The sequence below is a fragment of the Flavobacterium tistrianum genome, from assembly GCF_003254545.1.
Taxonomy (GTDB): Bacteria; Bacteroidota; Bacteroidia; order Flavobacteriales; family Flavobacteriaceae; genus Flavobacterium; species Flavobacterium tistrianum.
Window position 1 is genome coordinate 407,521 of record NZ_QJRH01000072.1, and the last position, 18,848, is coordinate 426,368.

Below are 18,848 nucleotides of genomic sequence, written 5' to 3' on the forward strand. Positions count from 1 at the left end.
TTAATTAGAGATTTTGATTAATGAACTAGAAATTTGATCATTGTAAAATGAAATTTTATCGTTTATTTCTTCTATTTGGGTATAAATTGAGAATTGCTGATTGAGATCCGTAATGGAAGGGAGTTTTTTTTCAAAAAACATTTTTTTATCTAACCAGGCTTGTCTGGCAATTGTAGCACCTTCAATTTCAGAAATTAAAAATTTTTCATCAGCGCTTATTTTTTCTCCCGAAATTATTTTTTTGATATCATTTTGAATTTCATTTTCATCTTTAGTTAAATCAGAAAATTGCTTTTCTAGTATTTTTTCAATTTTTAAAATATCATCAAAAGGTAATGAAGCTATTTTTACATATAAATCCTTTTCATCTAAAATGTTTTTTTCAGTAAATTTAAATAAACCTTGTGTTGCTGTTTCTAAAACATTTTTGTCATAATTATTTTGTTTTTGTGTAATTATATAAATGTAAAAATTATCAAATTTGGTTTGAAAACTATTTTTAATAATTCCCTCAATAGTTTTTTTCGCTTTGCTTATTGTAGGGGTTGATGTAATTTGAAAAGCTATTCTATTACCTTTATCTAACAAATCTAATGCAGGGAATTTTGAATCATCTTCACTATATTTTGCATTTGTTAAATTACAATTATACGCTATATTAAGTATTGGAATTAAAGTATCCTCTGATACAATATTTATGTCTAATTGGGCATTGGCATTTAAAATTCCTGTTTGAATTTTAAAGCGAGATAGTAATTCAGCTATTCTTATTAAAGATTTTTGTTGGTTCATTTTTAAATTTTGTATTTGGAAAATTGTAATGATGTAAATATAAAAAAATATTGTATTTATAGTAATTTTCCTTTTTTTTTAAGAAGGATTTCAAGTGAACGAAATATTAACAAAAATGGCGCACGAAAATTTCATGCGCCATTTAATTTTAAACCTAAATCGAATTTATTGTATAATCAGTTTTTTAGTCACATTAAAATCTTTAGAAATAATATTTACAATATAAATTCCTGTAGATAAATGATGATTTACTTGTCCTGAAGCAGAAAGTTTTTGTTTTAAAAGAGTTCTTCCGTTCAAATCAGAAACTAAGATTTCAGCAGAATCTCCGCTTGCTAATTCTGGCATAAGAATATGAAATTCATTGTCTGTCGCTGGATTTGGATAAATGCCTATTACCGGTTCAGTTTTCGAAATTTCTTCAGCATTTAAAGCCATTTTTGATGTTCCAATAGTTGTTGGTTCCAATTGCCATTGTGCGCTGTACCAACCATCTTGCGAATTTCCGTATTGTGCAGAACCTGTTTGGTTTTCGATATGAATGATGTTTCCTGTTTGCCATCTGTTTCTTAATCTAACCCATGTTCCGTCGATATAATCGCTAGACCATTGTGCACTCCAGAAAGTTGTGTCAGTTATGTTACATTGTACATTTCCGGTCTGACCTTCAATATTCATCAATTCTCCTGTTGCTACATTTTTCAATACAAAGTAAGTAGCGTCAATAGCGATTTTTTGCCATTTGTAGTTGTTGCCAGAAATGCTTGTTCCGTAACCTGTATTTGTTCCTGCATCAGATAAATAAGCACCAGTCCATCTGTTTTTGATCGTGTAATAATTTCCTCCGCCTGATGGTGTTGAAACTGTTACAACACAAGTATTAGTTTTGTTTCCGTCGACAGTAACTACAGTAATTGTAGCCGTTCCATTCGCTATAGCGGTAATTAGGCCAGAAGAATTTACAGTTGCCACAGCCGTATTGTTTGAGCTATAAGTTACCGATTTATTAGTTGCATTTGCAGGAAGAATTGTTGGAGTCAATTGCTGTGTTCCGCCAACATTTAATGAAGCTGTCGTTGGACTTAAACTAACACTTGTAACAGCAACACCAGTTCCTGGGTTCGAATCGTACCAAGCGCTGTTCATGTACCAGCCATTTTTATCTCTGCTTAGGTCGGCAGTTTGGTTGGTTCCGTCGTTAAAGATTAAGTTAGTTGAGGTTACATTCGTAAAAGTATAACTGTACCATCCATTTCCAACGTCGGTCATATTTACTCCAGGCCAGTTTACAGTTGCTAAAACTCCTGTTGGCAAAGCATTCCAATAATAGATTTTAATTCCAGTTCCCCAATTTGATGGTTTATAAAAGTAAACCGTAAAATTTGTATTTGGATTTACTGTAATTGCAGCAGTAGCTGTTTTATTTCCGTCTTGAGTTGTTGCTGTAATTGTTGCTGTTCCTGCTGCGACAGCTGTAACAAGTCCACTTGAATTTACAGTTGCAATTGCTGTATTGCTTGAACTCCAAGTTACATTTTTATTGGTTGCATTTGTAGGTGAAATCGTTGCTGTAAGCTGTTGTGTGTTTCCTGCATATAAACTTGCAGAAGTTGGTGAAACCGCTACAGAAGATACTGGAATTGTAGAAACAGTTATAGCTGAAGTTGCTGTTTTGTTTCCGTCAGCAGTTGTAACCGTAATGGTTGTTGTTCCAGCAGAAACTGCTGTTACCAATCCAGATGCATTTACTGTTGCTACAGCCGTATTGCTAGAAGACCAGCTTACATTCTGATTTGTAGCATTTGCAGGAGCAATCGTTGCATTTAACTGTTGTGTTGTTCCTAAACCAACCGTTGCTGATGTTGGACTAACCGAAACACCTGTAACGGCTACAACAGGCGCATTGGTATTGGTTAAAACCAAATATTCGAAAGCAGTAAAATTGCGTGTAGAACCAGCTGTTAAAGTTACCGAAGCATTATTGTTGTACGGATTTACATAAGTTCCTGCTAAAGCCGCTGGAATAACATACGATTTGGAAGCATTTCTCAAATTCGACATTACGATAACTTTCTCCGTGCCTAATGTCTTAGTGAAAATGCAGATATCATCGTTTGCATAAGTAGTCAAATCACCTCGACGTATAGCTGCGCTTTGTGTTCTAAAATTAAGAATCTTAGCAAAATCAGCAGCTGCAGTTGGGTTTTGAGACCAATTGAATTTAAAGTTAGTCCAAGGCCAATCGGTTTTTGGTTCATAGTCAATTTCTTGTCCGCTCATTAAAAAAGGAACTCCTCTCATGTAAGCTGAAACTAAGAAATTTGCAACAACTCCGTTATGGTTTTTAAATACCACAAAAGGTCTTCTTACACCATCATCATTTGTATATGTATCATGATTACCCGTATATCTAACGATTTGCTGATTTCCAGTGGCTTTAGCATATTCATAAGTGGTTTGATCCTGAATTCTTTGAGAAACAGGTCCTCCGCTGGCAATATCATATAAGCCAGCATGAAACCATCTGTCGCCATAATTCATATCAAAACCAACTTCAAAGTTCTCTTGTCTGTCACCTTCGGCTAACATTAATAATTTATGAGATGTGATTCCGCGAAGATTTGAATTCACTTCAGACCAAAAATCTAAAGGTGGATTATTGGCATAATCGCAACGGTATCCGTCAATATTGGCAGCAAAAATCCAATAGCGCATAGCATCTTTAATAGCTGCTCTTGTTGCAGAACTATTAAGATCTAGTGCTGCAATATCGGAGAAGTTACCTAATTGCTGAATTGTTGTGCCAGTTCGTTTATAATATTCAGGATGCGAGACCGTCCAGACATTATCCCAAGAAGTTCCGTTGATGGCAATGTCCAAAATAACTGCCATTCCGCGGCTGTGAGCACCATCGACCAAAGTTCTTAAATCGGCCAGAGATCCGTATTCAGAACCAACGGCTTTAAAATCTTTGATACAATAGGGCGAAGCCGAACTTCGGGAGTCGGTTCCGTGTGGGTAAATCGGCATTAAATAAATGACATTGGTGCCGAGTGCTTTAATATTGTCTAATCGGGCAGTTACTCCAGCTAAATCTCCGTTGGCACTAAATGGGCGTATATGAACCTGATACATATTTATATCTCGTGTATCTGGCACGCCTGCAAATGGAGTTCCATATTGAGCAGGATCTTGTGCATAAACTGAACCTGCAAATAATAGTAGAAAGCAAAGTATTGCTTTGGTAATATGAAATAATCTAGGGGTAATTTTGATTTTCATAATAATAGTTTTTTGCATGCTTGTCGGCATTCTAACTAAAATTCATTTTCACTCGCTTTGTTTTTAAATTCGACAAACATTTGTGGTTAATAGTTTTCAATAGTAAGTTTTTTTAGCCCGAGTTTGGGCAATAGTTTTTTGCCACGAATTCACGAATTAAGTATTTATGTGAAAATCTTAATTTGAAAAATTCGTGAATTCGTGGCGAAAAAAAACTAGTAATCTGTTAATCTATAATTTTTTCAATCCTTTTAGATCTGAAGCAGTTCCTTCTTTGATGCTGATGGCTACACCACCGCCAGGAGCTAAATATTGCTTCAGTTTACTTTTTGAGTTTACAATAACTTTAGTAACAGTATATTTCTGTGGATTCTGATTCCAATTGGCATCTTTAGCATCGGCATAAATTGTGGCAACGAAATTTTTTCCTGCAGGTAAATAATCAAATGAAATGATTGCTGTTCTTGCATTTTCATCTGTAATTCCGCCAATAAACCATTCGTTTTTGCCTTTTGCTTTACGAGCAATTGTAATGTAATCTCCAGGTTCAGCTTCCAAAATATAACTGTTATCCCAATCGATAGCTACATCTTTAATGAACTGAAATGCATCTGGGAATCGCTCATAATTCCCCGGAATATCTGCAGCCATTTGCAACGGACTATACATGGTTACATAGTAAGCCAATTGTTTTACTAAAGTCGTGTTTACTCGTTGTGAACTCCCTGTTCCGTAATATGAAAGATCGGTCTGGAAAATTCCAGGCGTATAATCCATTGGACCTCCCATTAAACGGGTAAATGGTAAAATAGTAGTGTGATCTGGAGCTAATCCTCCCATAGATTCGAACTCAGTACCGCGCGCTGATTCCTGAGCAATCCAGTTTGGAAAAGTTCTGTTTAATCCCGTCGGTCGAACGGCTTCGTGACTGTTGACCATAATTTTATAATCGGCAGCACGCTTCGCAACGTTGATGTAATGATTGACCATCCATTGTCCGTCGTGATGTTCGCCACGAGGGATAATTTGTCCTACATAACCTGTTTTTACAGCATCATAACCATTATCATTCATAAATTGAAAAGCACGATCCAAACGACGCTCATAATTTGTAGCCGATCCAGAAGTTTCGTGATGCATGATAATTTTTACACCTTTTGATGCTGCATAAGCATGAACTGCTTTTACATCAAAATCAGGATAAGCAGTTACAAAGTCAAAAACATCTTCTTTCCAATTGCCAATCCAGTCTTCCCAGCCAATATTCCATCCTTCGATAAGAATTGCATCGAAACCATTTTTTGCAGCAAAATCGATGTATTCTTTTGCGCGTTCTGTAGTGGCTCCGTGTTTTCCGTTTGGAGTAAGCTTCGTAAAATCATCCGTCATTTTTACGTTGTTTTCTTTTCCAAAAGCCCAAGTACTTCTTCCTGCTACAAAATATTCCCACCAAATCCCGATGTATTTCACTGGTTTAATCCATGAAACATCTTTATAACTTGTTGGTTCGTTTAGGTTTAAAATTAATTTTGAAGCTAAAATATCAGTCGCTTTATCACTTACTACAATCGTTCTCCAAGGTGTTTGAGTATCGGTCTGCATATAACCTTTTGCTCCAACAGCATCTGGAGCCAAATGACTTGTCATTTTGTTGGTTTTAACATCAACTTCAAGATACATGGCTGGATAATTGATTAATCCTGCTTCGTGAATGTTGATGTATAAACCATCGTCTGATTTCATCATTGAAGGCGTTTGTACAGACAATTCTTTTATTGGCTGCTGTGCATTAATCTCAATCGTAGCTTTTTTCATCAAAGAAGGGATTTCTGAAATCTTTGAAGTCGTATAAGCATATTCGTTGGTGTCATAATCTCCTGGAATCCAGAAAATTTTATGATTTCCAGCCAATTGAAATTCCGTTCGTTCTTCTTTAATTACAAAATAATTCAAGTCATTTTGTTTTGGAAATTCATATCTAAATCCCAATCCGTCGTTGAATAGACGGAAACGAATACGGATAAATCTGTTGTTTTCTTTCGCTTGCGTTAAAGTGACAACCAATTCGTTGTAATGATTGCGAATTGTTTTTTCTTCTCCTAAAACCGGATTCCAATTTTCATTAACAGAAGTCTGAGCTGTATTTGTAATGGTAAAACCATCCATAAATGAAGCTTTGTTCTGCAATTCTAAACCCAACGAACTTGGCTTAATAACTGGTTTTTGTTTGTATGATAATTGGTAAGACGGAATTCCGCCTTCTTTTAATTCAAATTTTAGAGTAAGATTTTTGTCTGGCGAAGTTATTTCTTGTGCCTGAATCCATATTGAGCTTATGAATACAAAAAATAAAAGCGCTAATTTTTTGCCCAAACGAATTTGAAGCATTTTTTTGGATTGAAAATTCATGTTATTTAGTTTTTTGCAAATCTAGTTTTATTAGAAGCGTTTATTGTTTTTTAAGTATTAAATATTGATAAGCTTCTAAATTTAGTTCCGCACCAATTGCAATTTGATTTCCAGTTAATGCATCTGTCCAATTTGTGTTGGCTAAAGCTGTAGGAGCAGTATATTTAAGCGATTTGTTTTTAATGTTGGCAACAATTAAAACTTTGTCATTTGTTGTTTCCATGGTAAAAGCGCTCACATCGTTACTGCTATAACCAGTCAATTTTCCTTTTCGAAGCGCTTCATTTGAATTTCTAAAGGCAATGATTTTTTGATATTCTAAAAGCATGTCATTATCTGCAGTAGACCAATCTATTGGCACATTGTCAAAATAATCGATGCGTTTGTTATACCCAATTTCCTGACCATTGTAAATCATAGGAATAGATTTCATACTTGATGCAATTACAAAAGCTGCTAACGATCCTTTTTTTCCTCCAAAAAGTTCAAGCGGAGTTCCATCAGAAAGGTTTACGTCGTGATTTGTCGTATAACGAACAATTCTTTTTGAAGCATCTAATTGTCCATATTCTTTAGAACTTTCCGTTTGAAGATAACTTGCAGGTTGAGCTTCTGCGAATACTTTTTCTAAAGCACTGAAATAAGCAAAACCAAAAGTATAATCGAATCCTGCATCAAAATGATTGACTCTAGTTCCTTCTGCCATTAAAATCATTCTCTGATTTTTGATTTTACGGATTTTAGAAATCGCTTCTGACCAGAAATTCATCGGAACCATATCGGCTGCATCACATCTAAAACCATCAATATTGGCATTGTAAACCCAATATGACATAGCATCAATCATTGCTTTCTTCATTTCTGAATTGGTATAATTTAGCTGTGCAACATCCTGCCAGTTTGTTCCAGGCGGAATTGTAATATTGCCGCTAGCATCTTTTTGGTACCAGTCTGGATGCGCTGTTATCCATTGATTGTCCCAAGAAGTATGATTGGCAACCCAGTCTAAAATCACCGCCATGTTTTTGCTGTGTGCTTCGGTAACTAAAGCTCGAAGATCTTCTAATGTCCCGTAGTCAGTATTTACGGCTTTGTAATCCTTTATAGAATATGGCGAACCTAATTTACCAGCCGTTTTTATTTTTCCAACAGGGTAAATCGGCATTAGATAAATAACATTTGCGCCTAGTTTCTGAATATCTCCCAGACGTTTCTGCACACCTTTTAAGTTTCCTTCCGGACTGAAAGAGCGCACATTTACTTGATAAATTACGGCATCTTCGTTGGCTGCAACTTTATCAAATGGTGATCCATACTGCTGATATTCGTTTTCTGTTCCTGTATTTGGGTCTGGTTTCGGATTTTCTTCAGAAGAACTGCACGATACAAAAGCTATTGAAAGCAGTAAAGCAAAAAAAATGTTGGAGTTAGACTTCATGATTTTAGAATTAAATTTTATAGAATCTGAGCGTGGAGTTTTTTAGATAACCTGCCTTTTGCTCAGAAAGGCAGGTTTCACTCAAAACTAATCTAACAAGTATGAATGTGCTAGATTATTTTTTAACTATACTGCAAATTGCTGTTGCAGGATAGCCATTTGTGTTTGGATCTGTTTCATCAATTGTGAAGGTAACTTCATAAGTTCCTGCTTCAGAAATGGTGTAAGCACCTGCATTGTCTTTAGTAATAACATTTTTAGACTCATCAGCAGGGCCATAATTTACATCCCATTTGTTGTTCAGTCTGAATTTTAATGCTCCAGGAACTAAGTTTGCTGTTACTTTCCATGTTTTAGTCTGATGATCGTATTTCATTGGTGTACTGTTGTCCCATCCTCCAGATTGAGCTGTTCCAACAATTCCCCATGCATAAGGAGTAGCAGACCATTTTAGCGTGTTCAAATTTACTTTAATTTGGTATGAACCTGCACTTGGAAGAAATAAATTATCATCATCCATTCTAACTAAATCTTCATTAGTAGCACCTGCACCATAAAATTCGGCCCATGTTCTGGCAGTATTTAACTTGAATGCTAATGCAGTGCCTTCAGCAGTCATGTATCCTTGATAGATTCCTTTTTCAATTGCTGTTAAAGCTGAAGCAGTTTCAACCGCCCAACCTTGATAATCTCCAGGCATATAAATTTCACCAAAAACAACTGCTTTTTCGTAAGGAGTCACCGTGATCTCAATTGGATCTGAATAAATATTTCTGTCCATGGCAGCCACAACTCTTACGGCTAATTTTCCTTCTACATTTGGTTGTATTCCTAAATCTGTTGCAATTTTATTCAAATCGCGAACAGTAAAAGATTTACTCAAAACATCGTTTCCTGCTTCGAATGCTTTAGCATTTAACCATGCCTTTGCACCAGTAGTATTTGCTGGTAGATCAAATTGTACCGTATATAAAACGGGAGCTTCAATCGGGAAAACAACAGCAGCCCAAGAAATAGTTGCTGCAGTATCGTCGGCGGTATTTTCTGTAAGCACAATTTTACTTGCAGAAGATGTAATTGCAGCAGGAAAACTAACCGATTTTAAAACGGTTAATTCTGCGTCAGATTCACAAGAAGTAGTCACGATTATTAATGCCAATAATGCGACTAATTGATTTATATATTTTTTCATAATATTTAGCTGATTTAGTAACCTGGATTTTGTTTAAGTCCCGGATTTGCATTTAAAGCTGAAGTTGGGATAGGGAATATTTTTCTATATTCTTCTGAAGTACCTTTGAATTCATTTGGCAGCAAAAATTTATCAAAACGAATCATATCTTCTCTACGATGCCCTTCCCAATTTAATTCACGACCTCTTTCATCAAAAATATCGTCAAGAGTAGGATTTGAAGCTAAAGCTGCAAGACCAGCACGAGTTCTAATAGCATCTACTAAAGGTTTAGCTGCTCCTGCATTTCCTAAACGAACATTGCATTCGGCTGTCATTAACATAACATCAGCATATCTGTAAATTGGAAAATCATTTGAAGCTCCGCCACCGTTCATTGAACCTGCAGGATAAAATTTAACATTTCTAACACCTTCCTGAGCACCTGCTCCCGGATTATCTAATGAAGTGATGTCTAATGTATAATTTATGTTACCTGGCTGCGGTCCTAATAAGAATTGTTTTTTACGAACATCTTTATCGTCATACTTTAGGTAAAAATCTTTTGGAATAACAGATCCGTTCCAGCCACTATAACCAAATAAAGCATTAGCATGTGGCCCAATCAAGCTACGTACTGTAAAAATATTACGACCTACAACATCAACGGTAGTATAAATAGATAAAATAGTTTCATCTTGTGGACTTACATCTCCAAACAATTCATAGTATTTATTTCCTAATGGACTTGAAGCATCTGAAAGAGCGGGATGTAATGAAAACCCTCCGCCATTTACAACATTGCAAGCAGCCAAACATTCTTCCCATTTTGGAGTTCCTGTTAAAACCCCTGCATTTAAATATACTTTAGCAAGTAAAGTATATCCAGCCCATTTGTTAAATCTGCCGTAAAATTCGCCACCCTTAGTGCCGGGCAGTAAATCAACATTTGCCTTTAATTCTGATACTACAAAATCAAATACTTCTTTACGACTTGCTTGTGGAATTTTGTCAACAGTAATATTGTTGTTTGTATAAAATGGTACACTTCCAAAATCATCAATCAATAAATAATAGAAAAAAGCTCTTAAAACTTTAGCTTCAGCAATTTTTGATGCATCGGCTTTAGAGTCTTCCAATTGTTGTATGGCAAGGTTGGCATTGAAAATTGATTTGTAAAGCCAGTTCCATGTATTTCTAACTACTTCATCTGTTGGCAACCATTGATGTTTGAACAAAATTGCAAATTCAGTTGACCAGTCACCTGTATTTCTGTGAGGAATAACTTGATCATCAACACACATAGAATTTAAGTCGTACCAACCCATATCGGCACCGGCATAACCAACCCCATTCCAATTACCAGGAATTTGTGCATATACACTTGCTAAGGCTATGTCAGCTCCTTGAGGAGATCCATAAAAATCCTTCGCAGGGTATTGATCGTACACGTTTTCTTCAACATTGGTGCAACCTGTCAGAGCAAAGAAACAAATGCTTCCTGCTAAAAATATATTTTTTATTTTCATTTCTTTTACTATTTAAATTTAACGTTTACACCAAACGAAATGCTTCTGGTACGAGGATAAATTCCTCTGTCTCCTCCAAAATAATCATTTACGTCACCACTACCACTTAAGTTAATTTCAGGATCAATACCTGAATAATTTGTGATAAGGAATAGGTTGTTTCCAGTAAGAGAAAGTCTAATTGACTCTATAAATCGATCTTTAAAGCTAAAATTGTATCCTGCAGTAACGTTTTCTAAACGAACAAAAGAACCATCTTCTAACCATAAATTTGAAGAATATTGCGAGGTGTAGATACCTAAATCAACCGCACTTTGTAAAACATTGCTTTTTCCTATGTTTTCCATATAACTTGAACGTTGATTTACAGTGTTATAAACTTTATTCCCTCCAGATCCTCTTAGTAATAAAGAAGCATCAAACTTTTTATATCTCAAAGTAGGATTGAATGCAAAAGTATAAGTTGGCAAAGCAGAGCCTTGCATTACACGATCCAGACTCATACTGCCTTGGTCAATAACGCCATCACCATTTTGGTCTACTACCGTTTCAGCATTAGCGGCATCTTTACCTTGGTGCTGTAAAATATTAAATGTACCAATTGGTTGTCCTTTTATTAAGTAAGAATTTGGTGCACCCCAGCTTACATAATCTGTATTTAATGCTACGCCATTGATGCTTCCGCTTAGATTAAGAACTTCATTACGCATAAAGGAAACATTTCCTGCCAAAGTAAAAGTTGTGTTTTCATTACGAATTACATCATATGCCAAAGCAACTTCAAGACCTTGGTTTCTTATACTACCAACGTTTGCTTTAATTTTATCATAAGGATAAGGAGGCTGAGGTACTGTATAATCAAATAATAAATTATCTGTTGTTGCAGTATACACATCAATTGTACCTCTCAATCGGCTGTCAATTAAACCAAAATCAAGACCAATATTGGTTTGTTTTTTTGTTTCCCATTTCAAATCTGGATTGCCATTTTGAGTGATATTGTAATTTGGAATTTGAGAACCTCCAAAATAAGTTGTGCCCGAGGCGCCAACCAAAGAAAGAGAACTTAAGGGTTTCAACCCTTGCTGATTTCCGGTAACGCCATAACCTACACGTAGTTTCAAATCATTAACTACAGATTGATTAGCCATAAATGATTCTTTTGCAATTTGCCAAGCCACAGAAGCAGATGGGAAATTACCCCATTTATTATTTGCTCCGAATACAGAAGAACCATCACGTCTGATACTTGCTGTAACCAAATAACGATCTAATAAAGAGTAATTTACTCTTGCCAAAAAAGAAGCTAGAGTTCTATCCTCTTTAGAAGATTTAATGTCACCAGGAAGAGCTTTAGTAATGTCGCCTAATTGAAGATTATTATAAGTTGCTAAATCATTTATAAAACCTCTTACTTGAGAGTAATTTTCTTGCTTGCTTTGGTACTGCCATTCGTACAAAGCCAAGGCATTGATTGAGTGAACTCCAAATGTTTTTTTGTAATTCAAACTAATATCCATTAATTTTTCTTCTTGGCGAGTATTATTGATATTTCCAAAACCTTTTTGGTTAATTGCGTTTGCATCAGTAGATTTTGCTGGATTATAAAAACCGATTGAATTATTTGCTTTTCTCCAGCTTCCAAACCAACCAGCCTGCAAACCATCAACTATATCTAAATCAGCTTTAAGGCTTCCAAATAAATTATCGTATTTTCCCTCATTAGTAATTTCTTGTTGAGCCGCATAAGGATTCAAATATTGAAATAGGTTAGGATCTGTATAATATGTTGTCCCGTCTGATTCAAACACAGGATCAGTAGGGCGCATTTGATAGGCCTGAGAAATTAAGTTTGAAACTTGATTAACTCTACCGATACTTTGTACACTGCTGGCTGTATTACTAATTCCGTTGGTTAAACTATAAGTCAAAGTTAATTTGTCATCTAAAGCTTTTTGAGTGGCTTGTAACCTTGCAATATATTTTTTATTGCTAGAATTAATTACTACACCATCCTGCAAAATAGCACTTACAGATCCGTGGTAACTGAATTTATCAGTTCCGCCACCAAACGAAAGTGTATGTGTTTGTGTAAACCCTGTTTGCGTTAAAATTCCGTACCAATCTGTATTAGCACCATGATTTGCAGAAGCAGGAACGCCAACACTTTGCGCTGCAGTCCACCATTGATCAGCATTTAGAAAATCTAATTTTTTTGGAATAAAATCGATAGAAGAAGAACCTACATATTCAAAAGTTGTTTTTCCTGTTTTATTCGTTTTAGTTCTTACGATAATTACTCCAGCAGCTCCTCTAGATCCATAAACAGCTGTAGCCGAAGCATCTTTCAAAATATCGATAGATTCAATTTCCGTTGGGGGAATAGAATTTAGTAAATCTAAATTTCCTTGAATTCCATCTACTACAACCAAAGGGTCGCTTCCGCCAATTAAAGAACTTACTCCACGAATACGCACACTTGGACCAGAACCCGGTTCGCTACCAATTTGGTTAATATTTACACCCGCAGCTTTACCCGAAATTAATTGCAACGGATTTACAATTGCACCTTGATTCATGTCTTTTGCATTAATTGTAGAGACAGCTCCAGTAACGTCTTTTTTAGACAAAGAACCATAACCAACTAAAACAACTTCTTGTAAGTTGGTTGCATCTGGTTCCAATTGAATATTTAAAACGCCATTTCCAACAGGAACTCTTTTAGTTTTATATCCTACAAAACTGACTAAGATTACAGAAGAACTGCTTTCGACAGTAAATTTAAATTTACCATCAAAATCGGTTACAACACTGTTTTTTGTGCCTTCTTCGATAATAGAAGCTCCAGGAAGCGGAGCACCATTTTCGTCGGTAACAATTCCAGAAATTGTTTCTTTTTCGTTCTCGATATTTTGCGTTTTTAGTTCAGGTTTTTTTAGAATAATTTGTGTGTCGCGAATTTTAAATTCGGTTGGGGTTCCTTTAAAAATTCTGTCTAAAACTACATATATCGATTGTTCCTTTACAGAAATAGAAACTGTTCGATCTAAGTCGACATCACTCATTTTGTAAATAAATCTGAAATCTGTTTTTTGTTCAATGGTCTCAATAACCTTTTCGATTGTTGAATTGTTCAATTCAAGAGTAACTTTAGTCTTTTGCGCATAAGTACTCGCTTTGATATTAAACATGGCGACCAAAATAAGGAGTGTAGTTAATTTCAATTTTAGGTCATTTTGGAACAATGAGTATAGAAACCCATTATTCTTAGATTTTTTTTTCATAATTTTGTTAATTGATTGTAGTTAATTCGTTATATTCAATCACTTAGTTAATCGGAAATTGTTCGCAGCTCTTTCCGATTTTTTTATTCCCGTAATGTTATCTCATCATAAATTGTATTGGTTTTAGTGGTTATTTAATTAGTATTTGATTGTTTTTTATGGTGTAATTAATGCCATGAACATCATTAAAATAGCTCATAACATTCTCAATTGATTCTTCTTTAAAGCTGGCATTGAATTTCTCGTTAGCCAATTTTTCATTTTTATTAATGATCGTTACGTTATATCGTCTTTCCAGTTTAGTGATAATATTTTTGAAAGTCATATTTCTAAAAGTCAGTCCGCCATCTATCCAAGAAGTATAGATTTCTGTAGCAACCTGTTTAGTAAAAATTGAAGCATTTTCTTTGTTGAAACTTCCCTTATAGCCCGGTTTTAAGATTGTATTTTTAGAAGCATCAAATTCTTCGTTTGAGCGGTACATTCCAACAGAACCCTCAACCAAAACAACATCTGTGGCAGCGTCTTCCGGATAGTTAGAAACGTTAAAATGTGTTCCTAAAACGCGTACATTCAAGTTGTCAGCATTTACAATAAAAGGATGTTTTTTGTCTTTTGCGACATCAAAAAAAGCTTCTCCGTCTAGATATACCTGACGATTTTCTCCAGTAATAAATTTTACTGGATATTTTAAAGTAGTTCCAGAGTTTAAATGAACCATAGTCCCGTCAGACAATTGAAGACGAAATTTTTTGCCAAATGGAATTTTAAGCGTGTTGTAAGCCAGTTTATCAGAATCGGTTTGATTTTCGTAAACTAATTTATCACCGTTTTGGTTTCCAACAATATTTCCATTTTTATCGTGAACTTGAACTTTGCCATTTTCAGAAATAATCTGAACGCTTCCGTCCTCCATTTGTAAAACAATATCAGTGCTTTTAAAATCGAAAGGAACTTCGGCAGTTTTATTTAGAAAAACTTGTTTGTAGCCAAAACCAACTCCCAAGAGAACCAAAACGGAAGCTGCAATAGCAATATATTTTCTATAACTTGATTTTCTAGGTTGTAGTTCTATTACAGTTTCTTGTTCTTTTGCCGCAGATAAAATATTGTCAAAAATAGAATCTGCTTTGTGCTCATCCATTTTTGGCATTTCGCCCAATAGATTTTTTACTTCTTCAACAGTCGGAAATTCTTCAGTAAGATTGTTATTTCGACAATAGGCGATAACCTGTTCTGTTTCTTCGGCAGTACATTGATTTAAAATAAATTTCTCTAAAAGCGTTTTTATTTCAGAATTTGAATTCATTAAGAATGTTTTTAGGTTCTGTGTTTCTATAATACAGCTGAGATGCAATCGAGTACTACTCAAACGTTATAAATTTTTAAATTTTAACATTTGAAAAAGATAAAAAAGCTTGTTAAGTATTGATTTTACTGGATTTTATTAAAAAAATCTTTTTTAATAATTGTTTTGTCATTTCGACCGAAGGGAGAAATCTCACTCGTAATTCGACAAAGATTGACAATTATCTTTGCGGAGTTTCTAGTGAGATTTCTCCCTTCGGTCGAAATGACAAAAACTTTGTGGGAATATAAAATCTGGCATAAATCAAAAAAAAAAAATCACTCCGAAGAGTGATTTTAAGGGCAATATTTGTGGTTTTGGTTAGATAATTTCATCGTGAAGTTGAAAAAAACCGCGCATCGATTCGAGCGCTTTACTCATTTGGTTCCGGACTGTATTTATCGAGATTCCGAGTTCCTCGCTTATTTCTTCGTAGCTCATTCCTTTCTTTCGCGACATTTTAAAAATCTGCCGTCGTTTGGGCGGGAGCTGTCTTATAGCTTGCTTTTGGAGTTTTTTACAATCGGCTTCGCGAATGGCATAATCTCCATATTCATGCGTTTTCTGACTTTCGTAGAAAACAGCTTCTTTCAATACAATTTCATTGGCGGCTTTATTCAAAACATTAAAAGCCTGATTTCTTGCAATTGTAAAAATGTAGGCTTTAAAAGATTGTTCTACATCCAAACTTTCGCGGTTGAGCCAGACTTTCAAAAAAACATCCTGTACATTTTCCTCCGCTGCTTCTTTTGATTTTAGAAGACTGATACTGTATCCATAAATATCTTGGCGGTACAAATCAAAAAGTTGGCGAAAGGCTTTTTCGTTTCCTTTTTTGAGTTCACTTACCAATAATTTTTCACTATGGTTGGCAGCTTCTAACAATTTAAATTGCGTTTATTTAATTCCAATGGTATTAAACGATAAAATCTGAGGTCTGATATCTGACTTCGTCGCAAATATATAAAAATATTATTCGTAATAAATTATATGTAAAAAAACTTAATTCGTATTTTTTGTTAGTTTTTTATATAAAAGATATAAAATGCAGCGCAAAGTGGCTTTTTACAAGTAAGTGTCATATTGACGCTTTTCAGAAATAATGTTTATTTAGCAATATGACTTTTGAGAATATTCTTATTTGCTAAAAATGGAATCATGCTTATTCAACCTTTTATAAAACAAAAATCCTTTCATCTTTCATTAAAAAAGACAAAAGGATTTTTGTTTTATAAGGAAGAATCAAATTGATTCTTTAATCTTTATTAGTTTAGTTTTTCAAGTCTTTAATTACTTTAAAAGCAACATCAACTTGATCTTCTCCAACCAAAATAGTAAATTCATTTGAAGTTGAAATTACCTCATTGATGATAATTCCTTCCCAAGCCAAACGCTGGAAAATAAAGTAGTAAATACCTGGAACAACAATGTTTTCTTTTGGTAATTTTACAGTAATTGAAGCTAAATTATCCAATTTCTGGATTAATTTTTCTCTCATAAAGTGTTTCTCAACTAAGTGATTTACACTACTGCTTACAACAATATTGGTTTCGTTAACTCCACGAGATGAAGTATAAAAAATATCAGATAAAGCATTAATATCAGAAATTAAATCTGCTTGTTTGTTTAAGACAGTTTCAGACGCTGCGAAAGTGTAATCTGTAAGCTCAGAACGAACTGTTATTTCACCAATATTTTTAATTACTTTATTGATTTTGTGGTTTAATTTAAAATCTAGTTCTTCCGTCAGTCGTTTTAAAGACATTACTACAGCGCCTTGTTTTACCTCTTTCCCAAACTCACTTTCTAATTCGGTCATAATATTTCGCGAAAGTGATGTTAGGTTAATAATTCCGAGTGACAGAGCATTTAATAAAAATGGTTTTGTTTTAATGTAGTTTTCTACAATAGAAGAAACAGTTTTCATAATTCTTTTTTTTTTTGGTAACAGTTGAGTTGGTTTGTTAATTTAACATTGCGATGTTATAATTCTTTGCAAATATAAATAAAAAAACAAATTGTTACAATTATAACAATAAAAAATTATGTTAAAAGTGATAAAAAGCGTCGGTAAGATGTTCAATTGCAAATGATTCCCCGTTTTTATGGATTGCAACGATGTCAAAACGGATTTCTAAATCTTCTACAAAATCCTTTTCCCTATCGTTTATGTAGGCATTTACTGCTTTAATAAGTAATTGAATCTTTTTTTGCTTGACAAAATCTTGTGGAGAACCAAAATCTAAACTCGAACGAGTTTTAACTTCAACAATTGCCAAAATAGCATCTTTTTGAGCAATTATATCTATTTCTGCTTTTTGGATGACAAAGTTTCGTTCTAGAATAGAATATCCGTTTTCTTCTAAATGTGCAGCTACGAGGTCTTCACCTAATTTTCCTAAATCGTTATGTTCTGCCATGAGTTTTGTTTTTTTGTTTGAGGTTTCAGGTTTCAGGTTTTTTGGACGCAAAGACGCGAAGTTGCAAAGGATATTTAAAAACTTTGCGACTTCGCGTCTTTGCGAGATTTTATGTGGTATTGTTAGACTTGCTTAAGGTATAAGCAACGTATTATTACTTTTTAAAAGTGACAGTACTTCCAGAAGCTGTAACTTCCATCGTAACTGTATTTCCCATAATGAGAGCTCTGTTGTCTCTTATGTGGCCAGCTGGGAAATTAAAAATTACCGGAATATTGTACTTTTTGGTTACATCGTCGATAATTTCTAAAGCATTTTTTCCCCAAGGCACTTCATTGTCTTTCATACTTGTCATTCCTCCAATGATAATTCCTTTGAGGTTTTCAATGCATCCGTTGCGTCTTAGATTCATCATCATACGGTCAATATGATAAAGATATTCATCTAAATCTTCGATAAATAAAATTTTATCCTTGCAGTCAATTGCCGATGGCGATCCTAATAAACTATATAAAATAGACAAGTTACCTCCAACTAATTCTCCTGTTGCGGTTCCAAAACGATTCATAGGAGCTGGGCTAATAGTATAGGAAATAGGTTCATTGAACAAAGCTGCTTTTAGTGAGCTTACAGCATCTGGAGTGGCTCTAGGAACTGTTACCGGCATAATACCATGAATAGATTTGTAACCCATTGTATTCAAATGATTATGAAGAACTGTTACGTCACTAAAACCGATAATCCATTTTGGATGCTGTTTGAATTTGGTAAAATCTAATAAATCTAACATTCTAACAGTACCATATCCGCCACGAACGCACCAAATTGCTTTAATATTCGGATTGTCCATTTGCTTCTGGAAATCGGCAGCTCTTTGTTCATCTGTTCCAGCCAATTGATTATAATCTAAACCAATTGTTGACCCGATTACGGCTTCTAGACCCCAACTGTGCAATAAATCTATTGTTGGTTTTAAGTTATCGTCGATGTTTTTTCTTGCTGTTGCCAAAAGTGCCACAGTATCTCCTTTTTGTAAATAAGGCGGTGTTATCATGTTTTGTTGAGATTGACAGTTGAATGATTGTAAAGCAAAAATAAGAAATGCGAGTTGAAACAGAATATTTGGCTTCTTACTATTTAAAAGGTTTTTCATAATCATTATTTGCTTCTTTCCA

Annotated in this window: 12 protein-coding genes; all 12 read right to left on the reverse strand. The window is 34.5% G+C overall.

Features of this window, described 5'->3' with window-relative positions; all coding sequences use genetic code 11:
• Window positions 1–792 carry an SMEK domain-containing protein gene (locus tag DMB71_RS18610; RefSeq protein WP_111368813.1) on the reverse strand — a complete coding sequence of 264 codons (792 nt, stop codon included), beginning with the start codon at window positions 790–792 and terminating at the stop codon, window positions 1–3.
• Between the two features lie 165 nt (window positions 793–957).
• Window positions 958–4,074, reverse strand: coding sequence for an Ig-like domain-containing protein (locus tag DMB71_RS18615; protein ID WP_162614848.1), 3,117 nt, complete (start codon window positions 4,072–4,074; stop codon window positions 958–960).
• Window positions 4,075–4,305: 231 nt separating this feature from the next.
• Complete coding sequence (locus DMB71_RS18620) at window positions 4,306–6,483, reverse strand: glycoside hydrolase family 97 protein (protein WP_111368817.1); 2,178 nt, start codon at window positions 6,481–6,483, stop codon at window positions 4,306–4,308.
• Between the two features lie 40 nt (window positions 6,484–6,523).
• Window positions 6,524–7,921, reverse strand: a complete 1,398-nt coding sequence (locus tag DMB71_RS18625; RefSeq protein ID WP_111368818.1) for an alpha-amylase family glycosyl hydrolase — start codon at window positions 7,919–7,921, stop codon at window positions 6,524–6,526.
• A 115-nt stretch (window positions 7,922–8,036) separates the two neighbouring features.
• Window positions 8,037–9,113 carry a SusE domain-containing protein gene (locus DMB71_RS18630; RefSeq protein ID WP_111368820.1) on the reverse strand — a complete coding sequence of 359 codons (1,077 nt, stop codon included), beginning with the start codon at window positions 9,111–9,113 and terminating at the stop codon, window positions 8,037–8,039.
• Between the two features lie 14 nt (window positions 9,114–9,127).
• A complete protein-coding gene (locus DMB71_RS18635; protein ID WP_111368822.1) occupies window positions 9,128–10,621 on the reverse strand; it encodes a RagB/SusD family nutrient uptake outer membrane protein in 1,494 nt (497 codons plus the stop codon).
• A gap of 8 nt (window positions 10,622–10,629) precedes the next feature.
• Window positions 10,630–13,845, reverse strand: coding sequence for a TonB-dependent receptor (locus tag DMB71_RS18640; RefSeq protein WP_239452999.1), 3,216 nt, complete (start codon window positions 13,843–13,845; stop codon window positions 10,630–10,632).
• A gap of 190 nt (window positions 13,846–14,035) precedes the next feature.
• Window positions 14,036–15,214, reverse strand: a complete 1,179-nt coding sequence (locus DMB71_RS18645; RefSeq protein WP_111368825.1) for a FecR family protein — start codon at window positions 15,212–15,214, stop codon at window positions 14,036–14,038.
• A gap of 360 nt (window positions 15,215–15,574) precedes the next feature.
• On the reverse strand, window positions 15,575–16,138 hold the full coding sequence (locus DMB71_RS18650) for an RNA polymerase sigma factor (protein ID WP_111368826.1): 564 nt from the start codon (window positions 16,136–16,138) through the stop codon (window positions 15,575–15,577).
• A gap of 385 nt (window positions 16,139–16,523) precedes the next feature.
• On the reverse strand, window positions 16,524–17,180 hold the full coding sequence (locus DMB71_RS18655) for a hypothetical protein (protein WP_008466087.1): 657 nt from the start codon (window positions 17,178–17,180) through the stop codon (window positions 16,524–16,526).
• A 121-nt stretch (window positions 17,181–17,301) separates the two neighbouring features.
• Entirely contained in the window at window positions 17,302–17,673 is a 372-nt protein-coding gene (locus tag DMB71_RS18660; protein ID WP_111368946.1) for a YraN family protein, read from the reverse strand.
• 154 nt (window positions 17,674–17,827) lie between these two features.
• Window positions 17,828–18,727, reverse strand: a complete 900-nt coding sequence (locus tag DMB71_RS18665; protein ID WP_111368828.1) for a S66 peptidase family protein — start codon at window positions 18,725–18,727, stop codon at window positions 17,828–17,830.
• Window positions 18,728–18,848: the final 121 nt, after the last annotated feature.

Bases quoted from the DNA above. Each gene is read 5' to 3' on its own strand.
- DMB71_RS18660 (WP_111368946.1), bottom strand. From the start codon at position 17,673: ATGGCAGAACATAACGATTTAGGAAAATTAGGTGAAGACCTCGTAGCT.
- DMB71_RS18620 (WP_111368817.1), bottom strand. From the start codon at position 6,483: ATGAATTTTCAATCCAAAAAAATGCTTCAAATTCGTTTGGGCAAAAAA.
- DMB71_RS18645 (WP_111368825.1), bottom strand. From the start codon at position 15,214: ATGAATTCAAATTCTGAAATAAAAACGCTTTTAGAGAAATTTATTTTA.
- DMB71_RS18630 (WP_111368820.1), bottom strand. From the start codon at position 9,113: ATGAAAAAATATATAAATCAATTAGTCGCATTATTGGCATTAATAATC.
- DMB71_RS18665 (WP_111368828.1), bottom strand. From the start codon at position 18,727: ATGATAACACCGCCTTATTTACAAAAAGGAGATACTGTGGCACTTTTG.
- DMB71_RS18615 (WP_162614848.1), bottom strand. From the start codon at position 4,074: ATGAAAATCAAAATTACCCCTAGATTATTTCATATTACCAAAGCAATA.
- DMB71_RS18655 (WP_008466087.1), bottom strand. From the start codon at position 17,180: ATGAAAACTGTTTCTTCTATTGTAGAAAACTACATTAAAACAAAACCA.
- DMB71_RS18610 (WP_111368813.1), bottom strand. From the start codon at position 792: ATGAACCAACAAAAATCTTTAATAAGAATAGCTGAATTACTATCTCGC.
- DMB71_RS18635 (WP_111368822.1), bottom strand. From the start codon at position 10,621: ATGAAAATAAAAAATATATTTTTAGCAGGAAGCATTTGTTTCTTTGCT.
- DMB71_RS18625 (WP_111368818.1), bottom strand. From the start codon at position 7,921: ATGAAGTCTAACTCCAACATTTTTTTTGCTTTACTGCTTTCAATAGCT.